This window comes from Symmachiella dynata, assembly GCF_007747995.1.
Classification (GTDB): Bacteria; Planctomycetota; Planctomycetia; order Planctomycetales; family Planctomycetaceae; genus Symmachiella; species Symmachiella dynata.
The window spans coordinates 7,732,697-7,750,969 of sequence record NZ_CP036276.1 but is presented as its reverse complement, the minus strand read 5'-3'; the positions used below and the strand labels follow the sequence as shown (position 1 = coordinate 7,750,969).

Annotated in this window: 11 protein-coding genes; 7 read left to right on the top strand and 4 right to left on the bottom strand. The window is 56.5% G+C overall.

Going from position 1 to position 18,273, the window contains the following annotated elements:
- Positions 1-145 precede the first annotated feature (145 nt).
- The gene (locus Mal52_RS29445) at positions 146-3,448 is read right to left on the bottom strand and encodes a PSD1 and planctomycete cytochrome C domain-containing protein (protein WP_145380460.1); all 3,303 of its coding nucleotides are present in this window, start codon (positions 3,446-3,448) and stop codon (positions 146-148) included.
- Positions 3,449-3,814: 366 nt separating this feature from the next.
- On the opposite strand from Mal52_RS29445, the gene Mal52_RS29440 reads away from it, so the two are divergent.
- The 3 genes from Mal52_RS29440 (at position 3,815) to Mal52_RS29430 (ending at position 7,253) form a co-directional block, all read left to right on the top strand.
- Entirely contained in the window at positions 3,815-4,984 is a 1,170-nt protein-coding gene (locus Mal52_RS29440; protein ID WP_145380459.1) for an IS4 family transposase, read from the top strand.
- Positions 4,985-5,184: 200 nt separating this feature from the next.
- On the top strand, positions 5,185-6,345 hold the full coding sequence (gene dprA, locus Mal52_RS29435; protein ID WP_231962485.1) for a DNA-processing protein DprA: 1,161 nt from the start codon (positions 5,185-5,187) through the stop codon (positions 6,343-6,345).
- A gap of 275 nt (positions 6,346-6,620) precedes the next feature.
- The gene (locus Mal52_RS29430) at positions 6,621-7,253 is read left to right on the top strand and encodes an adenylate kinase family protein (RefSeq protein WP_231962013.1); all 633 of its coding nucleotides are present in this window, start codon (positions 6,621-6,623) and stop codon (positions 7,251-7,253) included.
- Positions 7,254-7,602: 349 nt separating this feature from the next.
- Here Mal52_RS29430 and mutS read toward each other — a convergent pair whose 3' ends face one another.
- Positions 7,603-10,236, bottom strand: a complete 2,634-nt coding sequence (mutS, locus tag Mal52_RS29425) for a DNA mismatch repair protein MutS (RefSeq protein WP_145380457.1) — start codon at positions 10,234-10,236, stop codon at positions 7,603-7,605.
- 675 nt (positions 10,237-10,911) lie between these two features.
- Positions 10,912-11,922: a ribose-phosphate diphosphokinase gene (locus Mal52_RS29420; protein ID WP_145380456.1), complete on the bottom strand. Its 1,011-nt coding sequence runs from the start codon at positions 11,920-11,922 to the stop codon at positions 10,912-10,914.
- A gap of 490 nt (positions 11,923-12,412) precedes the next feature.
- Here Mal52_RS29420 and Mal52_RS30075 point away from each other — a divergent pair, with 490 nt between their 5' ends.
- Genes Mal52_RS30075 through Mal52_RS29410 form a run of 3 tightly spaced genes read left to right on the top strand, consistent with a single transcriptional unit; the run spans position 12,413 to position 15,163 of the window.
- A complete protein-coding gene (locus Mal52_RS30075; RefSeq protein WP_197534563.1) occupies positions 12,413-12,721 on the top strand; it encodes a hypothetical protein in 309 nt (102 codons plus the stop codon).
- A gap of 55 nt (positions 12,722-12,776) precedes the next feature.
- Positions 12,777-13,070, top strand: coding sequence for an HPr-rel-A system PqqD family peptide chaperone (locus tag Mal52_RS29415; RefSeq protein ID WP_197532313.1), 294 nt, complete (start codon positions 12,777-12,779; stop codon positions 13,068-13,070).
- Entirely contained in the window at positions 13,067-15,163 is a 2,097-nt protein-coding gene (locus Mal52_RS29410; protein ID WP_145380454.1) for an HprK-related kinase A, read from the top strand. The genes Mal52_RS29415 and Mal52_RS29410 overlap by 4 nt, the downstream gene beginning before the upstream one ends.
- A gap of 8 nt (positions 15,164-15,171) precedes the next feature.
- On the opposite strand, the gene Mal52_RS29405 is transcribed toward Mal52_RS29410, so the two are convergent.
- The gene (locus Mal52_RS29405; protein WP_145380453.1) at positions 15,172-16,956 is read right to left on the bottom strand and encodes a PQQ-binding-like beta-propeller repeat protein; all 1,785 of its coding nucleotides are present in this window, start codon (positions 16,954-16,956) and stop codon (positions 15,172-15,174) included.
- A gap of 647 nt (positions 16,957-17,603) precedes the next feature.
- Here Mal52_RS29405 and Mal52_RS29400 point away from each other — a divergent pair.
- Entirely contained in the window at positions 17,604-18,167 is a 564-nt protein-coding gene (locus Mal52_RS29400; RefSeq protein WP_145380452.1) for a hypothetical protein, read from the top strand.
- Positions 18,168-18,273 lie beyond the last annotated feature (106 nt).

The following is an 18,273-nucleotide window of genomic DNA, read 5'->3' as shown; positions in this document are numbered from 1 at the left end:
GCGACAAACGTGATCGTGTCCATCATCTTGTTCTGCCTGCGAAGCAGAGCTTCGCTGGGGTGCGTTCCCAAACAGAGTTTGGGAACGAGTGTTTTCTCCCTAAGGACTAAAGTCTACAGCCTAAATTCTATTTTAACTCCGTGCCTCACTCCACAAACGTAAACTCTTTGAGCGTAATCAGCACATGACACAAATCGGTCCACACGCGCGGGTCATTCGTGGCTTGCTCGCCAGCGATGTCGTAGGCGGTTGCTTGTGATATTAAAAACGCTTCCGCTGCTTCGGTCTCCTTCGTGCTCGGCGGGCGGGCGTAGGCTTGTTGGTACATGGTTTGAATCCGCTGGGCACGATCATCTTCGGCGTCAACCAACCGCTTGGCCCACAACTCGGCCTGTTGTTTGACGAAGGGGTCGTTCATTAGGATCAGCGCTTGCGCGGGGACGTTCGATTCCGAGCGACGGCCGACGGTGCTAAAGGGGATGGGGGTGTCGAAGGCCAGCATCATTGGCGAGAGGAAATTGCGGTTCACGCGGATATAAATACTGCGCCGCCCATCGCCGTCGAGCGGGCCGTCTTTTTTGGGTCGTCCGCGACCTTCCATGAATCGGGTTAGGTGGACCGGAATGCTGTTGCCGAATTGGCGGTTTTCGAGCCGTCCGGAAATCAGCAAGATCGCATCGCGAATCGCCTCTCCTTCGAGACGATGCATCCGCATGCGGTGCAGCAGTAGATTCTCCGGATCGGTCTCTTCGGCGGCCGGGGCGGTGACGTGACTCGTCATTTGATAGGTCCGCGATAAGACCAACCGGCGAATCAAACGTTTGATCGACCAACCATCGGCGATGAATTCTGCTGCGAGATGGTCGAGTAGTTCGGGGTGTGTCGGTGCCTGTCCCAGCACACCGAAGTTATCGACCGAAGCGACAATTCCCCGGCCAAACAGATGATGCCAAACGCGATTAACGATCACCCGAGCGGTGAGCGGATTTGTCGGATCGACGATCTGCTGTGCCAATTCCAAACGTCCGCACGCATTGAGGATCGGCGGTTGATCGGGTCCGGCGAGGACCTCTAGAAAGCGTCGCTGCGCAACTTTGCCCAGTTTTTTATGGCTGCCACGAATATGAATCCGTTCATCTTCCGGCGAACCGGCAGTGAGGGCCAAGGCTTTGATCGGAGCGGGGACCGCGTCGGCGCGTACCTGCCATTGCTTGGTCGTCGCAGCCCACTCGCTATCAGGCAGATCGATCAATTGACCGGCCATGACCCATTGCAACAACTGCAGGTCATGCGCATCGGCTTCGCCCGCGTGCCACTTCGACAGCGCGGTCTGCCAGCGCTCTCCCGCAGCAGTACTGAGTGCAGCGACCGAATCGATCGGTTCGCTTTTTAGCAATTCGAGAATTGCCGGGTCAGGCGTGTCTTGCGGTTGGCTGTTGCCAATCCGAATTTCATCGACAGCCACAAACCCGTCGCCATCGTCGATCAGTTCGATATACGCCTTATGCCCCAGATACTTACCGACGTACTGCGAGCGCCAAACATACCGGCCCTCGGTGTTGACGTCGAATTTCATGTCCCCAAACAGCAGTCCGCTGAATTCGTTCATGTAGTAGCCGTCGATGATCAACCGAATCCGCCCCCCGCGGCCCGCCATGCGGTAGAACATTCGATTGCCGGTGATCGTAAACGTCGGCGACCGCAGCACGCCTTGCAGCTTGCCCGCCAATTGTCCGCTATGAGCCACGCCTGCCAGCGCGGGTGCTGCTACGGGAGACGTTGCATCGCTATCCTGTGCCTGCGTCGGACCCGCTCCAAACGCAGTTCCCGTGACAAACCAATCGCCGTAGTCGCCGGAATTAAAATCGGCGAACAGCTCAGTACTGGCAAACGTGTCCTCAGCCGTTTTCGCAGCTGTTGCCAATTCGGCAATGACGTCTTGCTTCCAAGCGGCGAACGTTGGTTGTGGTTTGTTTTGCAGACCTTTGACGAGTGACTTAAAGAGGAAATCGGGCTGCGCGGGTTGATCTTTATCCGTCGGCTTGACGGCTTCGACCCAACGGCTCAGCCGCGCCGGATCGAGTCCTCGTTCTTGGGCGAATGTCGCAGCCGTTGATCCGGAGGTCGTTTGTGAAAAATCAATCGCTGCAGCGAGATAGGCGGCAAAATCCGCGGCGGCTTCATCCGACGGTTGGGGGACGACCGCTGTGAATTCCGAGTTTGCCTTGTTACGCAGCTGGCTCAACTCGGCAGCAGCGTTGGCGATTTTTCCATGTGGGTCCAATAATGCCACATTTTTGCGCGAACTTTGTAGAAAACCAGCCAGCGCGTAGTAATCTGCGGTCGTAATCGGATCGAATTTGTGGTCGTGGCAGCGGGCGCAGGCGACGGTGATTCCCAGAAACGTCTTGGTCATCACATCAATCTGATTGTCGATACGGCCCGCTTCGTCGCCCCGCACATCGACCGGAGCGTGTGTCGCTTCGCCCAAATACCAAAACCCGGTGCCGAGGATTGATTCGTTGTATTGTTCCTCCGGGTGCATTCGCGGATGCGGCAAGAGATCGCCGGCAATGTGTTCGCGGACAAAGTCGTCATACGGCACATCGGCGTTCAAGGCGCGGATCACATAATCGCGATACCGCCAAGCATGATGAATCGGAAAATCAAATTCATGGCCGTGCGACTCGGCGTAGCGGACCAAGTCGAGCCAATGTCGCCCCCAACGTTCTCCGAATTGCGGTGCGGCCAACAAACGATCGACCAGCCGCTCGGTGGCTTGCGGTGAATCGTCATTAAGAAACGCCTCGACCTCCGCCGGTGTCGGCGGCAGTCCGAGGAGGGCGAACGATAAACGCCGAATCAGCACGCGCCGCGAAGCCTCGCCCGCCGGTTGCAGGCCACTCTGTTCCAATGCCGCCAGAATGTAACGGTCTTCAGCCGTGCGCGGCCAAGTCGTATTTTGCACGGACGGAGGATCGGTTTTTTGCAGCGGTTGAAACGACCAATGTTTGGCGCGCTCAGCGAGATCAAATCCGTTGTTTGTTTTGGACTCGGGGACCTCTTCAGCGGGCCACGGCGCGCCCATTCGGACCCACTTCGTCAAATCGTCGATGGCAGCGGCCGGCAGTTTTCCGGAGGGGGGCATCTGGTAGCCGTCGTCGCCGTAGCGGATCGATTCAATCAACAGACTTTCACCCGGCTCGCCCGGGACGATCGCTTCGCCGGTATCGCCACCTGTGATCAGTCCCGCCCGTGAGTCGAGTCGCAAAGCCCCTTTTTGTTTTTTGTCGCTGTGGCACTTGTAGCAGTGCGTCGCCAATACCGGTCGCACTTTTTTCTCAAAAAACTCCAACTCCGCCGCCGTGGGGTCTTTCGCAAAACAGGCAGCCGCACCACCGCACAATGCAATAATGAAGGCCAACACAAATCGGGTGGATAGTTTCATGCTTTGGTCGGGTTTGAAGTAGGAGTGCAGAGGTTTGGGGGTGGGCGCGGGGATTGTCGAGGTGCAAAGAATGCACAACTTTTTATTATCGACTCTCAAACCTACGTGCGTCAATGTTAGGACGTTTTCTCTGCATTGCGGCTATTGCCGACGAACGACTTAGTGAATTGAGCCGCTCGTTAAAGTCAATTGAAAAAGGGTGCCACTGGCGGCTTGTCCCACAACTGTCCGGTTTAATTCTTCGGTTCTTGTCGTAACTCTCTATGAAATTCAACACTTTCGGCAATTTTCAGGCGCGCACGACTTCAACTCGCGGGGGTGATGTCGCCATCCTTTTTGTTCTCTCTGGCAAAAAGGAGCCGCGTAATGTTCGAAGGTCAGATGGTGTTTCCACAACTGTTGGCGTTTCTTCCGCGACGGATATTGGACAATTGCGTGCGACGCTATCACGGCAACAAACGTGTTCGTGCGTTGTCGTGTCGCGATCAGTTTTTGGCCATGATGTTTGCGCAATTGACCGCGCGGGAAAGTTTGCGCGATATCGAAATCTGCCTCACCGCAGTACAGTCGAAACTGTTTCATGCCGGGTTTCGCGGGCCTATCAAACGCAGCACGTTGGCCGATGCCAATCGCCTCAGAGATTGGCGGATCTGGCAGGACTTGGGATTAGCTTTGATCGACCGGGCGCGGCAACTGTACGCCGCCGACCCGTTGCCCAGCGAGTTGCAAACCGCTGCCTACGCGTTGGACGCCACGGTTCTCAATCTTTCGCTGACGTTGTTTCCTTGGGCTCCTTCGCAGCGCGACAAAGCGGCGATCAAACTGCACACGCTGCTCGACCTGCGAGGCAATATCCCCTGCTTTTTGCGGATTTCGGGCACAAGAACTCGCGACTGCGCGATGCTCGACGAAGTGCCCGTCGAAGCCGGATCGCTGTACGTAATGGATCGCGACTACAACGATTACGGCCGTTTGCACCGGCTTCATCAAGCGGGAGCGTTCTTCCTGGTGCGGGCCAAAAGCAATCTCACCTACCGCCGCCAGAGATCGCAAACCGTGGATCGCACAACGGGATTGCGGAGCGATCAAATCATTCTGCTCAAAGACCGCCGAACGTTTCGGAAGTATCCCGACCGCCTGCGTCGCATCACATTTTTCAATGCCGAGACGCGCCGCCGTTTTGTTTTCATTGGCAATCATTTTTTGCTTTCGGCAGCCGACTTGGTGGAGTTGTATTGGCGGCGTTGGGACATCGAACTGTTTTTCAAATGGGTCAAACAACATCTGCGAATCAAACACTTTGTGGGCAATACTCCCAACGCAGTGCGGACACAAATCTGGATTGCAGTGAGCACTTATGTGCTCGTCGCCATCCTCCGCCGAGAATTGCGGATCGAACGGACGATGTCCGAAATCTTACAGATTCTGAGCGTCACAATTTTCGAGAAAACCCCTATAAAAACAGTGTTAAACGAGATTCAGTTTCAATCCCAGATACTGCAAAACCATAAACAGTTATCATTGTTCGACTTATAACCGGACAGTTGTGGGCTTGTCCGCCAGTGCAAACGGCATGACCAGAAAAACAGTGCTGGACAAGCCAGCAGTGGCACCCGACTCTCGAATCATCTTGGTTTTTCTACGGGCTGTTCGGGTGAGATTTTATTGGCAATCCGCCGCAAACCCGTGTTACGATACGCCTCATCCCCACGCGTTCTTCTCCAATGAGTCGCCACGTGACCGACCTCCTCCAAGACGACGAACTGTTGCTCGACGCTCTGCGGCTTAGCCTCGTAACGGGAATCGGGCCGCGGCTCACGCAAGTGCTGCTTGAGCGGTTCGGCACACCCCGAGAGGTGTTGGCTGCGCCGCCCGACATGCTACGTGCTGTGCCGGGCATCGGACCGAAAGTCGCTGCTGCGCTGTTTGAGGCACGGAGTAGCGATGCGGCGCAATTGGTCCTTGCGCGTTGTCGGCAACGGGGGGTGAACTTGCTAGCGCCGCACCGCCCCGACTTTCCCAATATGCTGCGGGAAATCCCCGATCCGCCGGCGGTGCTGTATTGCCAGGGGCAGTTTGAGCCGCGCGATTCGTTGGCCATTGCGATGGTCGGTTCGCGGAGCTGTACCCCTTACGGGCGGCAAATGGCGGAAAAATTGGCCGGTGGGTTGGCCCGCGCTGGGATGACGGTTGTCAGCGGCTTGGCGCGAGGCATTGATGGCTTCGCACATCGCGGCGCTCTACAAGCCGGCGGTCGCACGATTGCCGTGCTCGCCACAGGTGTCGACGAAATCTACCCGGCCGAGCATGTCGAGTTGGCTCGTGAAGTGGCAGCGCAAGGCGCGGTCGTCAGCGAATCGTCATTAGGACAAAAACCTTTGGCGGGATTGTTTCCGCAACGCAATCGCATCATCAGCGGATTGTCATTGGGGGTGATCGTCGTCGAGGCCTCGCGTAAAAGCGGTGCGCTGCATACCGCGCGGCATGCGATGGAGCAGGGCCGCGAAGTCTTCGCCATCCCCGGCCGGATCGACTCCCCTGCTAGCGGCGGTTGTCATGACCTGATTCGCGACGGTGCGCGACTGGTGACCTCGGTCGATGACATCCTCGAAGAGCTCGGCCCTTTGACCGAACCGGTCGCGATTCCCAAACAGCCGCCTCAACCACCGGAACAAAGTGATCCCCCGGCCACCGAGGAGGTCCATAGTCCGCGGGAATTATCGCTCAGCGATCAGGAACGGCAGATTCTGAGCCTGGTACCCAAGGAGCCGGTACACATCGATGAAATCCTCCGCCACGCCGACATTGAGCATTCCCGCATCTTGTCGACATTGACGGTCTTGGAAATGAAACGCATGGTGCGGCGGTATCCCGGCGGGAACTATTGCCGCTGTTGAAGCAGCGACCGAGCAAGCCTGGTGGTTGGTTGGTGCGAACAAAAAAATCGCGAATCCACAATGAGAGGATGCAGTTGTGGGCTGTCATGAGCCGTCTTACCTGGTGTTTCTCATCGCAGCGAATCGGTAATTCCGTTGCGATCCCCTAGCCATGGGTGTTGAGCGGTCTGAGGTCGTATATTACGATGACTGCCCAATTAATTAGCACGACGGCAAATACAAGACGGTCCTGAGCCCGTCCCCAATCAGTCGCAGTCACCCACACGGCGAGGTCCATGATGGCAACAAAAGGGTACGACACGGTTTTATTATTCGGCGCACCCGGCGCGGGCAAAGGGACCCAAGGGGCGATTCTCGGGCAAATTCCCGGTTTTTTTCATCTGTCGTGCGGCGATGTCTTTCGCGGCCTGCACATGAATTCCCCCGAAGGGCGGGAGATCTATAAATATAGCTCCCAGGGGAAATTGGCGCCCAACGATCTGACGGTACGGATTTGGAAGCGGGGCATGGACGCATTCACGACCCGGTCGGACTACAAACCGGAGGAAGATCTGCTGGTGCTCGACGGCATTCCGCGGAATGTCGAACAGGCCGAGATGATCGTCGAGCACGTCAACGTCTTGAAGCTCATCCACCTGGTCTGCCCCAGTGAAGAGGCAATGATGCACCGCATGCGACGACGGGCGATTCGCGAAAACCGCGCCGACGACGCTAACGAAACGGTCATCCGTCATCGCTTCGAGGTTTACCGTCAAGAGACGTACCCGGTCTTGGATCACTACCCCAGCGAAATGATCTCCGAAATCAACGCCATGGGTTCCCCAGCCGAGGTGCTGCAACAGATCCTCAACGTCGTCGTCCCGGTCCAAAATGAACACTTCGCCAAAATTGGGCATGAGATGTTGTAGGCGGGGCGTGTGTGAATCTGTGTCACCAAAACAAGATCGCGAACAAGCGCTTTCAAACATCGTGCCTATGTTTGGCCAAAGGCCTTTTTTCCACCTTAGCCTGGGGCAACGCCCCAGGACTGCGGACAGGCCCAACGTTGTTTGGCCAACGGCCATGATCAAACGGGCAATTGTGTATGGCCTTCGGCCAATGATTGACGGTCATATCACGCTTACCTAGGGCGTTGCCCTAGGCTATGTTGTGCTTGGCCTTCGACCCAAAAAAACGCGGCGGTCTTTTCCAACAAGATCATCACGCCACTAACTACTGGCCACCGGCCACTCACCACCGGCCACTCCCCTCCCCCCTTCACTGCCGCAACTCATCCTTCATCTGCTGCAATTTCTCCAGTGCCGCCAACGGCGTCATGGTGTTGATGTCCATGTCGCGGATTGAATCTAGCATGGGATGCGGTTCGACGCCGAAGAGTGAGAGTTGGCGGTTGTTGCGGTCGGTGTGGCGGCGGGGGATTTTGGTGCGGCCGTGTTCATCGACGTGGTCCGCTTCCAGCGTTGATAAAATCACGTCGGCCCGTTCCAGCACGCCGGTTGGGACACCCGCTAAGCGGGCGACGTGGATGCCGTAACTTTTATCCGCCGAGCCTTCGACGATCTTGTGCAAAAACACAATCCCATCGTCATCCTCGTGCACCGACACATTCCAGTTGCTGGTGGCTGAAAGCGTTTTGCTCAGTTCGGTCAGCTCGTGGTAATGTGTGGCGAACAATGTGCGGCAAGCGATGATGTCGTGTAAAAACTCGGTGATTGCCCAAGCCAGCGAAATACCGTCGTAAGTGCTCGTTCCACGGCCGATTTCATCCAGGATCACCACGCTCCGCTCGGTGGCGGCGTTGAGAATGCGGGCGGTCTCGGTCATTTCGACCATAAACGTACTTTGCCCGCGGCCCAATTCGTCGCTAGCCCCGACCCGCGCGAAGATGCGGTCGGCAATGCCGATCGTGGCGGCATTGGCCGGGACGAATGAACCCATCTGCGCCATGATCGTCAGCAGCGCCGCTTGGCGGATGTAGGTACTCTTTCCCGCCATGTTCGGGCCGGTGATCAACTGCACCATGCAGTTTTCCGGATCAAGCAACACGTCGTTGGGGACGAATTGCCCGGTCGGCTGCAGACGATCCAACACCGGATGCCGGCCGTCACGGATATCGAGCAGCGGATCGTCGGTCAGTTGTGGCCGGCAATAATCGTTACCCACCGCTAACACGGACAATGCCGTCAGCACGTCGATCTGAGCCAAAATCTCAGCCGTGGTTTGTAGGCGGGCCACGTGTCCGCGGACCGATTCCCGCAGGGCTGAGAACAACTCCTGTTCCAAGGCATTGGCCTGATGTTCCGCCGTGAGCACTTTCTCTTCGTGCTCTTTCAGTGCGGGGGTGATATACCGTTCTTGGTTTTTGAGTGTCTGTTTGCGAATGTACTCCGCCGGCACTTTGTCGGCGTTGGCGGCGGTGACTTCCAGGTAATACCCAAAAACCTTGTTGAAACCGACCTTCAGATTCGGAATGCCGATCCGTTCCGCTTCGGCCGCTTGATAACGGGCGATCCATTCCTTGCCGCCGCGGGCCAGGTCACGGAGTTCATCCAGTTTTTCATGATAACCAACACGAATCAGCCCCCCGTCGGTGTAGTTCAGCGGCGGTTCATCCACGAGCGTGTTGTCGATATCGGCGCGGATGTCGGCGCACAGGTCGAGGTTGGTTTCCAGCTCGCGCAACAAGTCACTGCTGCGCCCGGCCAGTTTGGCTTTGAATTTCGGTAACAGCGCCAACGTCGCGGCGAGAAATCCGAGATCCCGCGGACTGGCGCGGCCGGTGGCAATGCGGGCGGTCAGCCGCTGCAGGTCGTAGGTTTGTTTCAAACAGTCGCGGACATCGCGGCAAAGTACCGCATCGGGCAGCAACTCCTCGATTGCATCGAGTCGCCGATTGATAGGCACCGGGTCGGTGAGCGGATTGGACAGCCAATCTGACAAAAGCCGCGCGCCCATGGGCGAAACGGTTTCGTCGATCACCGAGAGCAAGCTGCCGTCCCGAGCGCCGTCGCGGAGTGTTTGCGTCAGTTCCAAGCTGCGGCGGGTTGCTTCGTCGATGATCAAATTCGTGCCGCGACGATACGGTTCCAGCCGCGTAATATGATCCAACGAGCTTTTTTGCGTCTCCTGCACATACTCCAACAGCGCGCCGGCGGCAGCCACACCGGGGGAGGTGATATCGACGTCGAAACCTTCCAGCGTCGTTGTGCCGAAGTGTTTGAGTAATGTTTGCCCGGCATTGTCAGCTGCGAAACTCCAGGGCGGACGTTCGCCGATCAGCATCCCGTCGGCAAAACTGAGGGTCTCTTCCAACCAATCGGGACGTTGGCCGCTGGGGACGAGACATTCCGAAGGTTGCAACCGCGCCAGTTCGTCGCCCAGATGCGCCGGTGCTAAATCGGCTGTGACAAAGCGTCCGGTGGAGAGTTCCAGCCACGCGATGCCGACCGCTGTTTTGGTGGGAAAGATCGTGGCCAAAAAGTTGTGTTGCCGCGGATCGAGCAGTGCGTCTTCGGTCAGTGTGCCGGGGGTAACGACGCGTGTGACCTCGCGGCGGACCAACCCTTTGGCCTGTTTAGGGTCTTCGACCTGTTCGCAGACTGATGCGCGAAAACCGGCTTGAATCAATTTGTGAAGATAACCGTCCAGCGCGTGGTAGGGAAACCCGGCCATCGGCACCGGATTAGCGGAAGATTTGTCCCGGCTGGTCAGCGTAAGATTCAAAACCCGCGCAGCGGATTCGGCATCCTCATAAAACAGTTCATAAAAATCGCCCATCCGAAACAGCAGCAACGAATCGGGGTACTCCGCTTTGACCTCCAAGTACCGCTGCATCATCGGCGTCAGTTTTTTTGCGTCGCTTTTGGGAGCAGTCGTTTTGGATGCGGCCATCGGAGGTGCGGATTCAATAAAACAGGGCGAATAAAAACGAATGGTGCTGCCGGAGCCTGGAAAATTCAACACGGCTTGGCCGTGATTTCAATAAGCCACAGCGAAAGCACAGATATCTGTTGAGCAAACTGGAGGAACGATTGAGAGCCGATTCATATCACAGCGACGCTCTGCTGTTCTTTCTCAACTGTATTCATCCGTGCCCTTCACATTGCAAAGTTGGGTTTATTGTGCAAATTATCACCTTCGAAAAGGAACCACGAAAGCAACGAAACACACGAAATCGATATCAGAAGTTTATGCAGACGCATAAAACATGGCGGAACTGTCTGTGGCAAGCTTCTGCGTTTTTTGCGACCACTTGGTCTTGCAGGAAAATACTAGCCACAGAGATCACAGAGGACACAGAGAAGTTCTCTCAACCACGATGACCGCTGATTCCATCTTTCCTCGGTGTTCTCTGTGACCTCTGTGGCTTTTTTTATTTTCAAAATCATAGTTGCGACCAAACGACCCTACCGGTTGTTTTACGTCGCAAATCATTCGGTTACCGTGCTGGACAAGGATCGCTGTGCACGACGGCAAGCCGTCGGTTTGGGATTGACTCCTGTGAATCTGTGTTTGATCTGTGTTTAATCTGTGGCTACGAATACCTGCGACCGAAAGTGGGTACTCTTATTTTTCCGGAAACAGTTGGCTGACGCTGGTGCGGTCGTGGACGGAGCGGATGGCTTCGGCGAAGACCGGGGCGACGGGGATGATTTCGATATTATCGGGAAATTCGTCGAGTCGATATTCGATCGTGTCGGTCATGAACAGCTTTTTAATCACGCTGTTGCCAATGCGCGGCGCTGCTCCCTGGGAGAGCACGCCGTGAGTGACGGCGGCGTAGATGTCCTTGGCTCCGCGCTGTTTGAGAATGTCGGCCATCGCGATCAACGTTCCGCCGGAGATGGTAAAGTCATCGACCAGCAGCACGTTTTTGTCTTCGACGTCGCCGATCACTTCCAACGCCTGGACGGTTTCATCGTGGCCGGTGCGGAGTTTGTTGCCGATCACGACCGGCGTGCCGAGTAAGTCGGCATAGGCGGCAGCATCTTTGGCGAATCCAATGTCGGGGCTACAGACGACGAGATCCGGGATGTTCAGTTTTTGGATATGATCGCAGATGACATGCCGGCCGTAGAGATGATCGACGGGGATGCCAAAGAATCCTTGGATTTGCGGGCTGTGCAAATCCATCGTCAACACCCGGTCGCAGCCGGCGACTTCCAAAGCGTCGGCGCAAACGCGTGCGCGGATCGAGACACGCGGTTCGTCTTTTTTATCCCCTTTGGAGTAGCTGAAAAAGGGAATCACGGCGGTCACTTGCTGCGCGCTGGCTCGTTTGAGTGCGTCGATCCAAAACAGCAATTCCATAAAGTTGTCATTGACCGGCAGGTGGACGCCTTGAATGACGTACACATCGCGACCGCGGACGTTCTCAAGCACGCGGACAAAGACGTTCCCCTCGCTGAACCGCGGCGCTTCGGAGGGGAGCAGTTGCACACCCAACTCCGCAGCGATTTTCGCTGCCAATTGCGGATTTCCGGTCCCCGCCAACAGCGTCAAGTCCCCTTGAGGGGCTTGAAACGATTGGGGGCGCGGCCCTGGTCGGGGGCCTGGTGCCGGTGTCAATTCCGTCATAAGTCGGGTTCCACGTTGTCGGTTGGGCAGGAGAGTGGTTGGGTTTCGTCCGCACATTGAGTTCGCCCCGCTGCGACGGGACGTCCGTTGTTTCCCTCGGGAGCCGCTGTTTGGCTCGGTGAGAGAGGGTGCGAGGGCGATTTTTCCTATCTCCGCATCATATCGGGGGGCCACGACAACTCAAGCGCGGCGTCGTTTTGAGCCGCTTCTGTGGCTGCGGGTGAAAAAATCCCCTTGGAAAATGACGTTTCTGTCGATTTTAGGGGGTTGCGACAGCCTCACCTGCCGATCAGGATGATAGGGAAAAGCGGCTTGATCTCTTCAATGGCTCAGGGTTTTCCTCTATTCCCTGACTTTTCAAGACTACCAAGCGAAATTTCGTTGACACGGCCTTGATTGTCCGTGATAATTTCAGGAACATAAATAGGCTGTTTGGGGCAAATCTAAGTATTTAGGGCAGTCATTCGTCATACATTGAGCCGGAATTGCGGTGATTTTGCGTGACGAGCCGGGTAAGAAGGTGAAGAAAACGATGATCAACAACGACGAAAATCACGAAATCGACATGACATCACAAGACGCCAATCGCGCCAAACGGCGTCAATTGCTCAAGCGAGGAGCATTGCTGGTTCCGGCAATCGTCACGCTCCACGCACGCCCTGCGCATGCTCAAACCAACGGATCGTATGGCTACAATAGCTATACGATCGTGAATGGAAATCCGGAATCGGTCAATGGTTGCTGGCACACGCAAGAACAGGCCCGCGAACACGACGAAGTCAGACGCCGTCGTCGTTAGTCCTTGTTTTTGCTGTCCCTCAAACTCCACGCTTTGGCCCTGCTGGCCGGTTCCTATGACACAGCCTCATCAACTGTGGACCGCTTCGCGCTTGGGAACATTTCAATGGCGCAATTGGGATGAAACCGAAACCATCCTGTTTCATACCGCTTCGGGCGATACGCACGTCTTGAGTCCTCCGGCAGCTGTCGTCCTCAAAGAATTGGAACACGCCAGTTTGCCCTTCGAGGAAATCGTGAAACGCGTTACCATCTCGCTGGGTGATGTGCACGACGACAGCTTGGCCGATCAGGTCGAGCAACTTCTGGACGACTTCGACCAACTGGGGCTGATTGAGCCGGTTACGTGAAGCTAAATGATCTTTCCACAACGCAGTTAGTCCAACGGGCAGCCGGTGAGGGCCTGTGTTGGCGTGTGGGACCGTTCATTGTCCGGTTGCGGACGCCGCTCCAAGACATCGTCGAGAACATCGCCTTCCTTTATGCCGGCTTCCCGGTACTAGACGGTGCCGACTATGCCGATCATGAAGTCGTGGTTCTTCCCCGCGGCATGACCGGGAAACGGGTCAGTATCATCGCCGACGGGCGCGCGATCTATCCCTCCGAACCGCGCGCCATCGCTGTGCCATTGTTGGAATGGACACTGAACCTTTGCGTGTTTCACCAGCCGAGCACAAATTTGATCCTGCACGCCGCTGTCGTCGAACGAGGCGGCTATGCGCTGATTATGCCGGCAGTTCCCGGTTCGGGGAAAAGCACATTTTGCGCGGCACTGGCGCATCGTGGTTGGCGATTACTCTCAGACGAGGTGGCGATCTTGCGGCGGACCGACGGCCGCGTTGTGCCGGCGACCCGTCCTATCGGACTGAAAAATGCCTCAATCGACGTGATTCAACAATTCGCCCCTGAGGCAGTGCTCGGCCCCGGTTGGCCCGGCACGGCGAAAGGGACGGTCGCGCATTGCCTACCCACGGAAGAGAGTATCCGCCGCGCCGGGGAGACCGCCCAGCCGCGCTGGTTGATGTTTCCTGCCTATCGCCACGGCGCTGAAACGGAGCTGACGCCCATCTCCAAACCGCGCGCCTTGGTCCATGCCGCTGCCGATTCCTTCAACTACAGCGTGCTTGGCACTGAGGGCTTTACAGCTTTGTCGCGCTTGGTCGATGCGTGTGACTGTTATGAACTGACCTACGGCGATTTAGAAGATGCGGTGACCGTTGTCGGGCAGTGGACGCAGTTGGATGACTCCGCACAGCCCGAGGCGGATTCGGCGGAGTCATCGTTGCCGGCCGAAACGCCTCCTTCCGCTCCGAGTGCTTCCCAGGAGAGTCCCGCCAAAATCGGCGCAGCGCCGACCCGGATTCGCGAATTGCTGCTAGGAGCGCTGCGGCAGCCTGAGGATCTCGAAGAGCTCTCGCCTGCGGAATGGGATGTGTTGTTGCGTGCGGCACGCGTGACCAGTTTGCTTTCTAGTTTGGCGGTCCGCGTTGCTGAATTGGAACTGCTGGAGAAGATCCCCGACGGTCCCCGTCCGCACTTGGAAGCTGCGCGAACCGTCGCTATCCAACACGAGCGGATCGCCTTGTGGGAAGTCAAACGGGTCGAACGCGCGCTCATGGAGATGGAAACACCGGTCGTCTTTCTCAAAGGCGCCGCATACCTTTTGGCGGGATGCCGCTTTTCACGGGGCCGCGTGATTACTGATGTCGATGTCTTGCTTCCTCGACAAAACTTGGCCGCCGCCGAAGCGCAGCTCCGTGACTGGGGATGGATCGCCGATGAGGAAAGCCCGCTCGATGAACAGTACTACCGCGAATGGTTGCACGAGTTGCCTCCGCTGACACACTTCCGTCGCGGTACGTCGCTCGATGTGCACCATACGATTTTGCCACGGACCGATCGCTTGGAAGTGCGGCCCGAATTGTTATTCGACGAGGCGGTCCCTTATGAAGAGGGGAACGATCAATTCCTGGTGCTCTGTCCGGCAGACATGTTTTTACATGCGGCGACGCATCTTTTCCGCAACGGTGATTTTTCCAAAGGCCTGCGAGACTTGGCCGATTTGCGGGGCATGCTGGAGGAGTTAGCGACCACCGAGCATTTTTGGCGACACCTCGTGACCCTCGCTGAACAATTTGACTTGGCCGGCCCCTGCTATTACGCCCTGCGGTATACGGCTCGTTATTTCGATTGCCACATCCCGGACGACGTAAAAAACGCGACGCGGGCTTGGAAACCGGTTTGGCCGCCGCTGAGAGTGATGGATCGTCTGGTAGACGCTGCTGTCATCCCCCGCTATCTAGATCGCATCGACCACCGGCGTGAGCGTGCGATCGGGATTTTAGCGCGGTTGTATTTGCCCCGTTTGCGTGTCGCTGCCTCGCCATCGTTTTGGAAGAAGCGCATGCCGCAGTGGTTCGGGCCTCGCAAACCCCAGACCTGACCGCGCGGTTACTCCGCCGATTTGGCCAGCGGCAATTCGTAACAAACAGCTTCCAGATCGTTGCGGACAAGCAGTTTGCCGTGCGCGTAGGCGAGCGTGTTCCAAGTCTTGCTGGACAAGGCGGGGATGCGGCCGAGCTCGATCAGTTTTTCCGGATCGGGATCAACAAGCACCACCGGCCCCTTTTCGGTTTGCACAAGAATTAAATCGCCCACCTGCAGGATTTGTCCGTGTCCGTAGCGGCCCTTCTTCCAGACATGCTTACCGGTTTTCAACGAAATACAGGCAAAGATGCCGTTGTCCAAACCATACACATGGTCGCCGTCGATCACAGCTGTCGTGAATTTCGTGGCCATGCGGCGGCTGGTCCATTCTGAGGTGATGTTCCACTTGCCGTCGGTCTGTTTGACGGTGATCAATTCGCTGCCTACGCCGTATCCGCTACTCAGAAAAATCTGATCGTCCCGCCCGGGAACCATTAACGGTTGCGAGGCATTGATTCCTTGATCGTTGCCAAATTTGTGTTGCCACAAGACTTGGCCGGTTTCCGGATCATGGCTCAGCAGGCCGTTGCGGGTGAAGTTCAAGACCTGAGGAACACCGTCGACGTTTACCAAAATCGGCGAACTATAACTGGTTTTCCATTCCCCGGCGGCAAAGACTTGTTCGCCCGTCTCTCGATCATAGCCGACCAAAGCGGGGTGCTCGCCGCCGGTCAATCCGATCATTACCAATGTGTCCGTCACCAGCGGCGACGAACTTATGCCGTAGGTAAGATTGTTGGCGTCGGCTTCCTGAAGCACGTTTTTGGACCAGATTGCTTCCCCGGTTGAACCATCCAAGCAATCCAGCACGCCGGTGGCGCCCCAGGTGTAGACGCGATTGTCGCGAACGGTCGGAGTCCCCCGCGGGCCGGGGCCGCCCAGAGTGGAATCGTAAAAGGCGTCGTCGCTGTGCACCCAGATTTCATCGCCGGTATTGATGTCATAACAGACCACGCATTCCCGTTCGTTGCGCTGTTCTTGCGTCAGCGCGTAATCGCCGACGATAGAAAATCCGCTCCAGCCATATCCCACTGGTTTGCGCCACAACAATTGCGGCGGATTCGCTTCCCAGTCACGGGCCAAATCCACACCCGTGATGACACCGTTGCGATCCGGGCCGAGAAATTGCGGAAAATCACCCGGGGCCACATTCAGCGTGTGCTCAGAGGGATCAACCGCGTCGTTGGCTTGGGGTTTTTTGTCTGCGGCAAACGTCCGCTGCGCGGTCGTGCGAAATGCGAAGTCGACTTTGCCGTCGCCGGTCAAACCCGCCACGCGATAGATCATGAGAAACGGGATTAGCAACACTGCCGTCGCGCAGGTCACAAAGAACCGTCGCGGCCAGGACCAAGGCAGAAATGCTATCCAACCCAGCCAGAGCACAAACAGCGTCGCCGGTAAGAATCCCGGCAGCAGAGAAAACCGCGAGATCACCGTGCCGGAGTTCGTCCAAATCAACGCCACATTGGCCGCTAGCCACGAGGCCACGACGCAGCCCAACAGCACGTATTTAGTGCGGGGATGTCTGAATTTGCTACCGACTCCATAAGTCAGCACCGCCAGCCCAGCAATGGTGGCAATCAGCAGTTGCAGAAACGATGTTTCCGGTGCTCCTTGGGACATCCAATACACAATCGTGCGCCCCCACGTGTAGGGCAGGATGGATAACGTCCCGATCCAGGCGAGAATCAAGCGAATGATCGCAATCGTCCGGCTGGTACCACTGACCTGTGCAAATTCAGTTTCCATCGCAGATCCCAATGCGGCATCGCCTGAGAATTGGTTTCAATACCTGGTGATGTTTGTTCGACAGTCGATCAGGCCAGAATGTTCATAGCAAATCGGAGAGTTTTGAGATGGTCATTCGAGAAAAGTCGAATCCCCGCACCGGCGATCCCCCTGAGCCTGCGGGAAACCGGAGTCCATGAATTACAACGAGTTGACTTCCCCGGCCAAGCTTTTGACGAATCCGCGTACATGCATCATGACATGGCTAACCGGTGGCGTCCAGAAGCAGTTGCCGCACTGATCTCAAAACCCGGTTTTCCAAATGGAGTTACCGCGGATTTTATTCGTAACATTGGCAATAATATGAACTTCCGGAGCGGGGTGCCACAGCTGGCTTGTCACGCAGTGCGGTGATCCGGCGAGTTTTCCATGCCGAGAGACCTGCAGCGAGCTGCGCGCGATCGTGCTGTCTTCATCTGGGATTGGTGAACTTCAGAGCACCAGCGCACTGGCAATTTTGGCGGGGAGGACAAACTCCAATTGCATCAAAATTCGAGCTTGGGTAAAGTCCCCCGTCTTGCGTGGAGCTGGATGGAGCAGACTTGTTATTTTGCTCTCCCGCTCGCCGCGTAGAAAACCCGCGAAGACAACAAAGAGGTGTTGAGCCGATGTCGAAGCCCACGAAACAGTCCAAGCGTCCCGTGCAGCGGCACTTCGGCGTGATCATTTGCCTGTCGTTGGCGATTTTCTGGGCCTGGACATCGTATGTCGATCACCATCCGGCTGTTGCTGAAAAACAACCGGCCGCTCTGGCGATTCAATCCTTGCCTCCACGCAGCGACAACCCGTCGCCGGAGATCGCGCTCCCTATCCCTGGTGACAACCGGGACGAGGAGTTGCGACAAAAAGCGATCGGGACCTGGGAAGATGATTATCACGGCAAACGGACCATGGACCTCCGCGCGGACGGCACAGCCACGATGATCGTAGAACCCGAAGGTATCGGGGCAGCCTTGTTTGCTAAAAAACTGACGTTCGATATCGAATGGAAGATCGAACAAGGGGTGATGATTCTCAAAACGTTGGGCGGAACGCCCGCCAAGAAAATCGCACTGGTCTCGAAAATCTACGGCGATCAAGCCGAAGAGATCATCATCGAATTGACCGACGACCGTTTGTTGGTGGAGCACGACGAGTCGACCGACTTTGATTGGCGTCGCGTGAGCGATTGACCGACACAATTTGCATTACGCTGGTTCCCAAACTCCAGTTTGGGAACCCAATTTCTCGAAGCTCTGCTTCGATTGAAAAACGTCACGATTCTCTTCAACCAGCGAA

Excerpts from the sequence above, each read along its gene's own strand:
- Mal52_RS29430 (WP_231962013.1), top strand. The coding sequence starts at position 6,621 with ATGATGGCAACAAAAGGGTACGACACGGTTTTATTATTCGGCGCACCC.
- Mal52_RS29420 (WP_145380456.1), bottom strand. The coding sequence starts at position 11,922 with ATGACGGAATTGACACCGGCACCAGGCCCCCGACCAGGGCCGCGCCCC.
- Mal52_RS29415 (WP_197532313.1), top strand. The coding sequence starts at position 12,777 with ATGACACAGCCTCATCAACTGTGGACCGCTTCGCGCTTGGGAACATTT.
- Mal52_RS29405 (WP_145380453.1), bottom strand. The coding sequence starts at position 16,956 with ATGGAAACTGAATTTGCACAGGTCAGTGGTACCAGCCGGACGATTGCG.
- Mal52_RS29440 (WP_145380459.1), top strand. The coding sequence starts at position 3,815 with ATGTTCGAAGGTCAGATGGTGTTTCCACAACTGTTGGCGTTTCTTCCG.
- Mal52_RS29400 (WP_145380452.1), top strand. The coding sequence starts at position 17,604 with ATGTCGAAGCCCACGAAACAGTCCAAGCGTCCCGTGCAGCGGCACTTC.
- mutS (WP_145380457.1), bottom strand. The coding sequence starts at position 10,236 with ATGGCCGCATCCAAAACGACTGCTCCCAAAAGCGACGCAAAAAAACTG.
- Mal52_RS29445 (WP_145380460.1), bottom strand. The coding sequence starts at position 3,448 with ATGAAACTATCCACCCGATTTGTGTTGGCCTTCATTATTGCATTGTGC.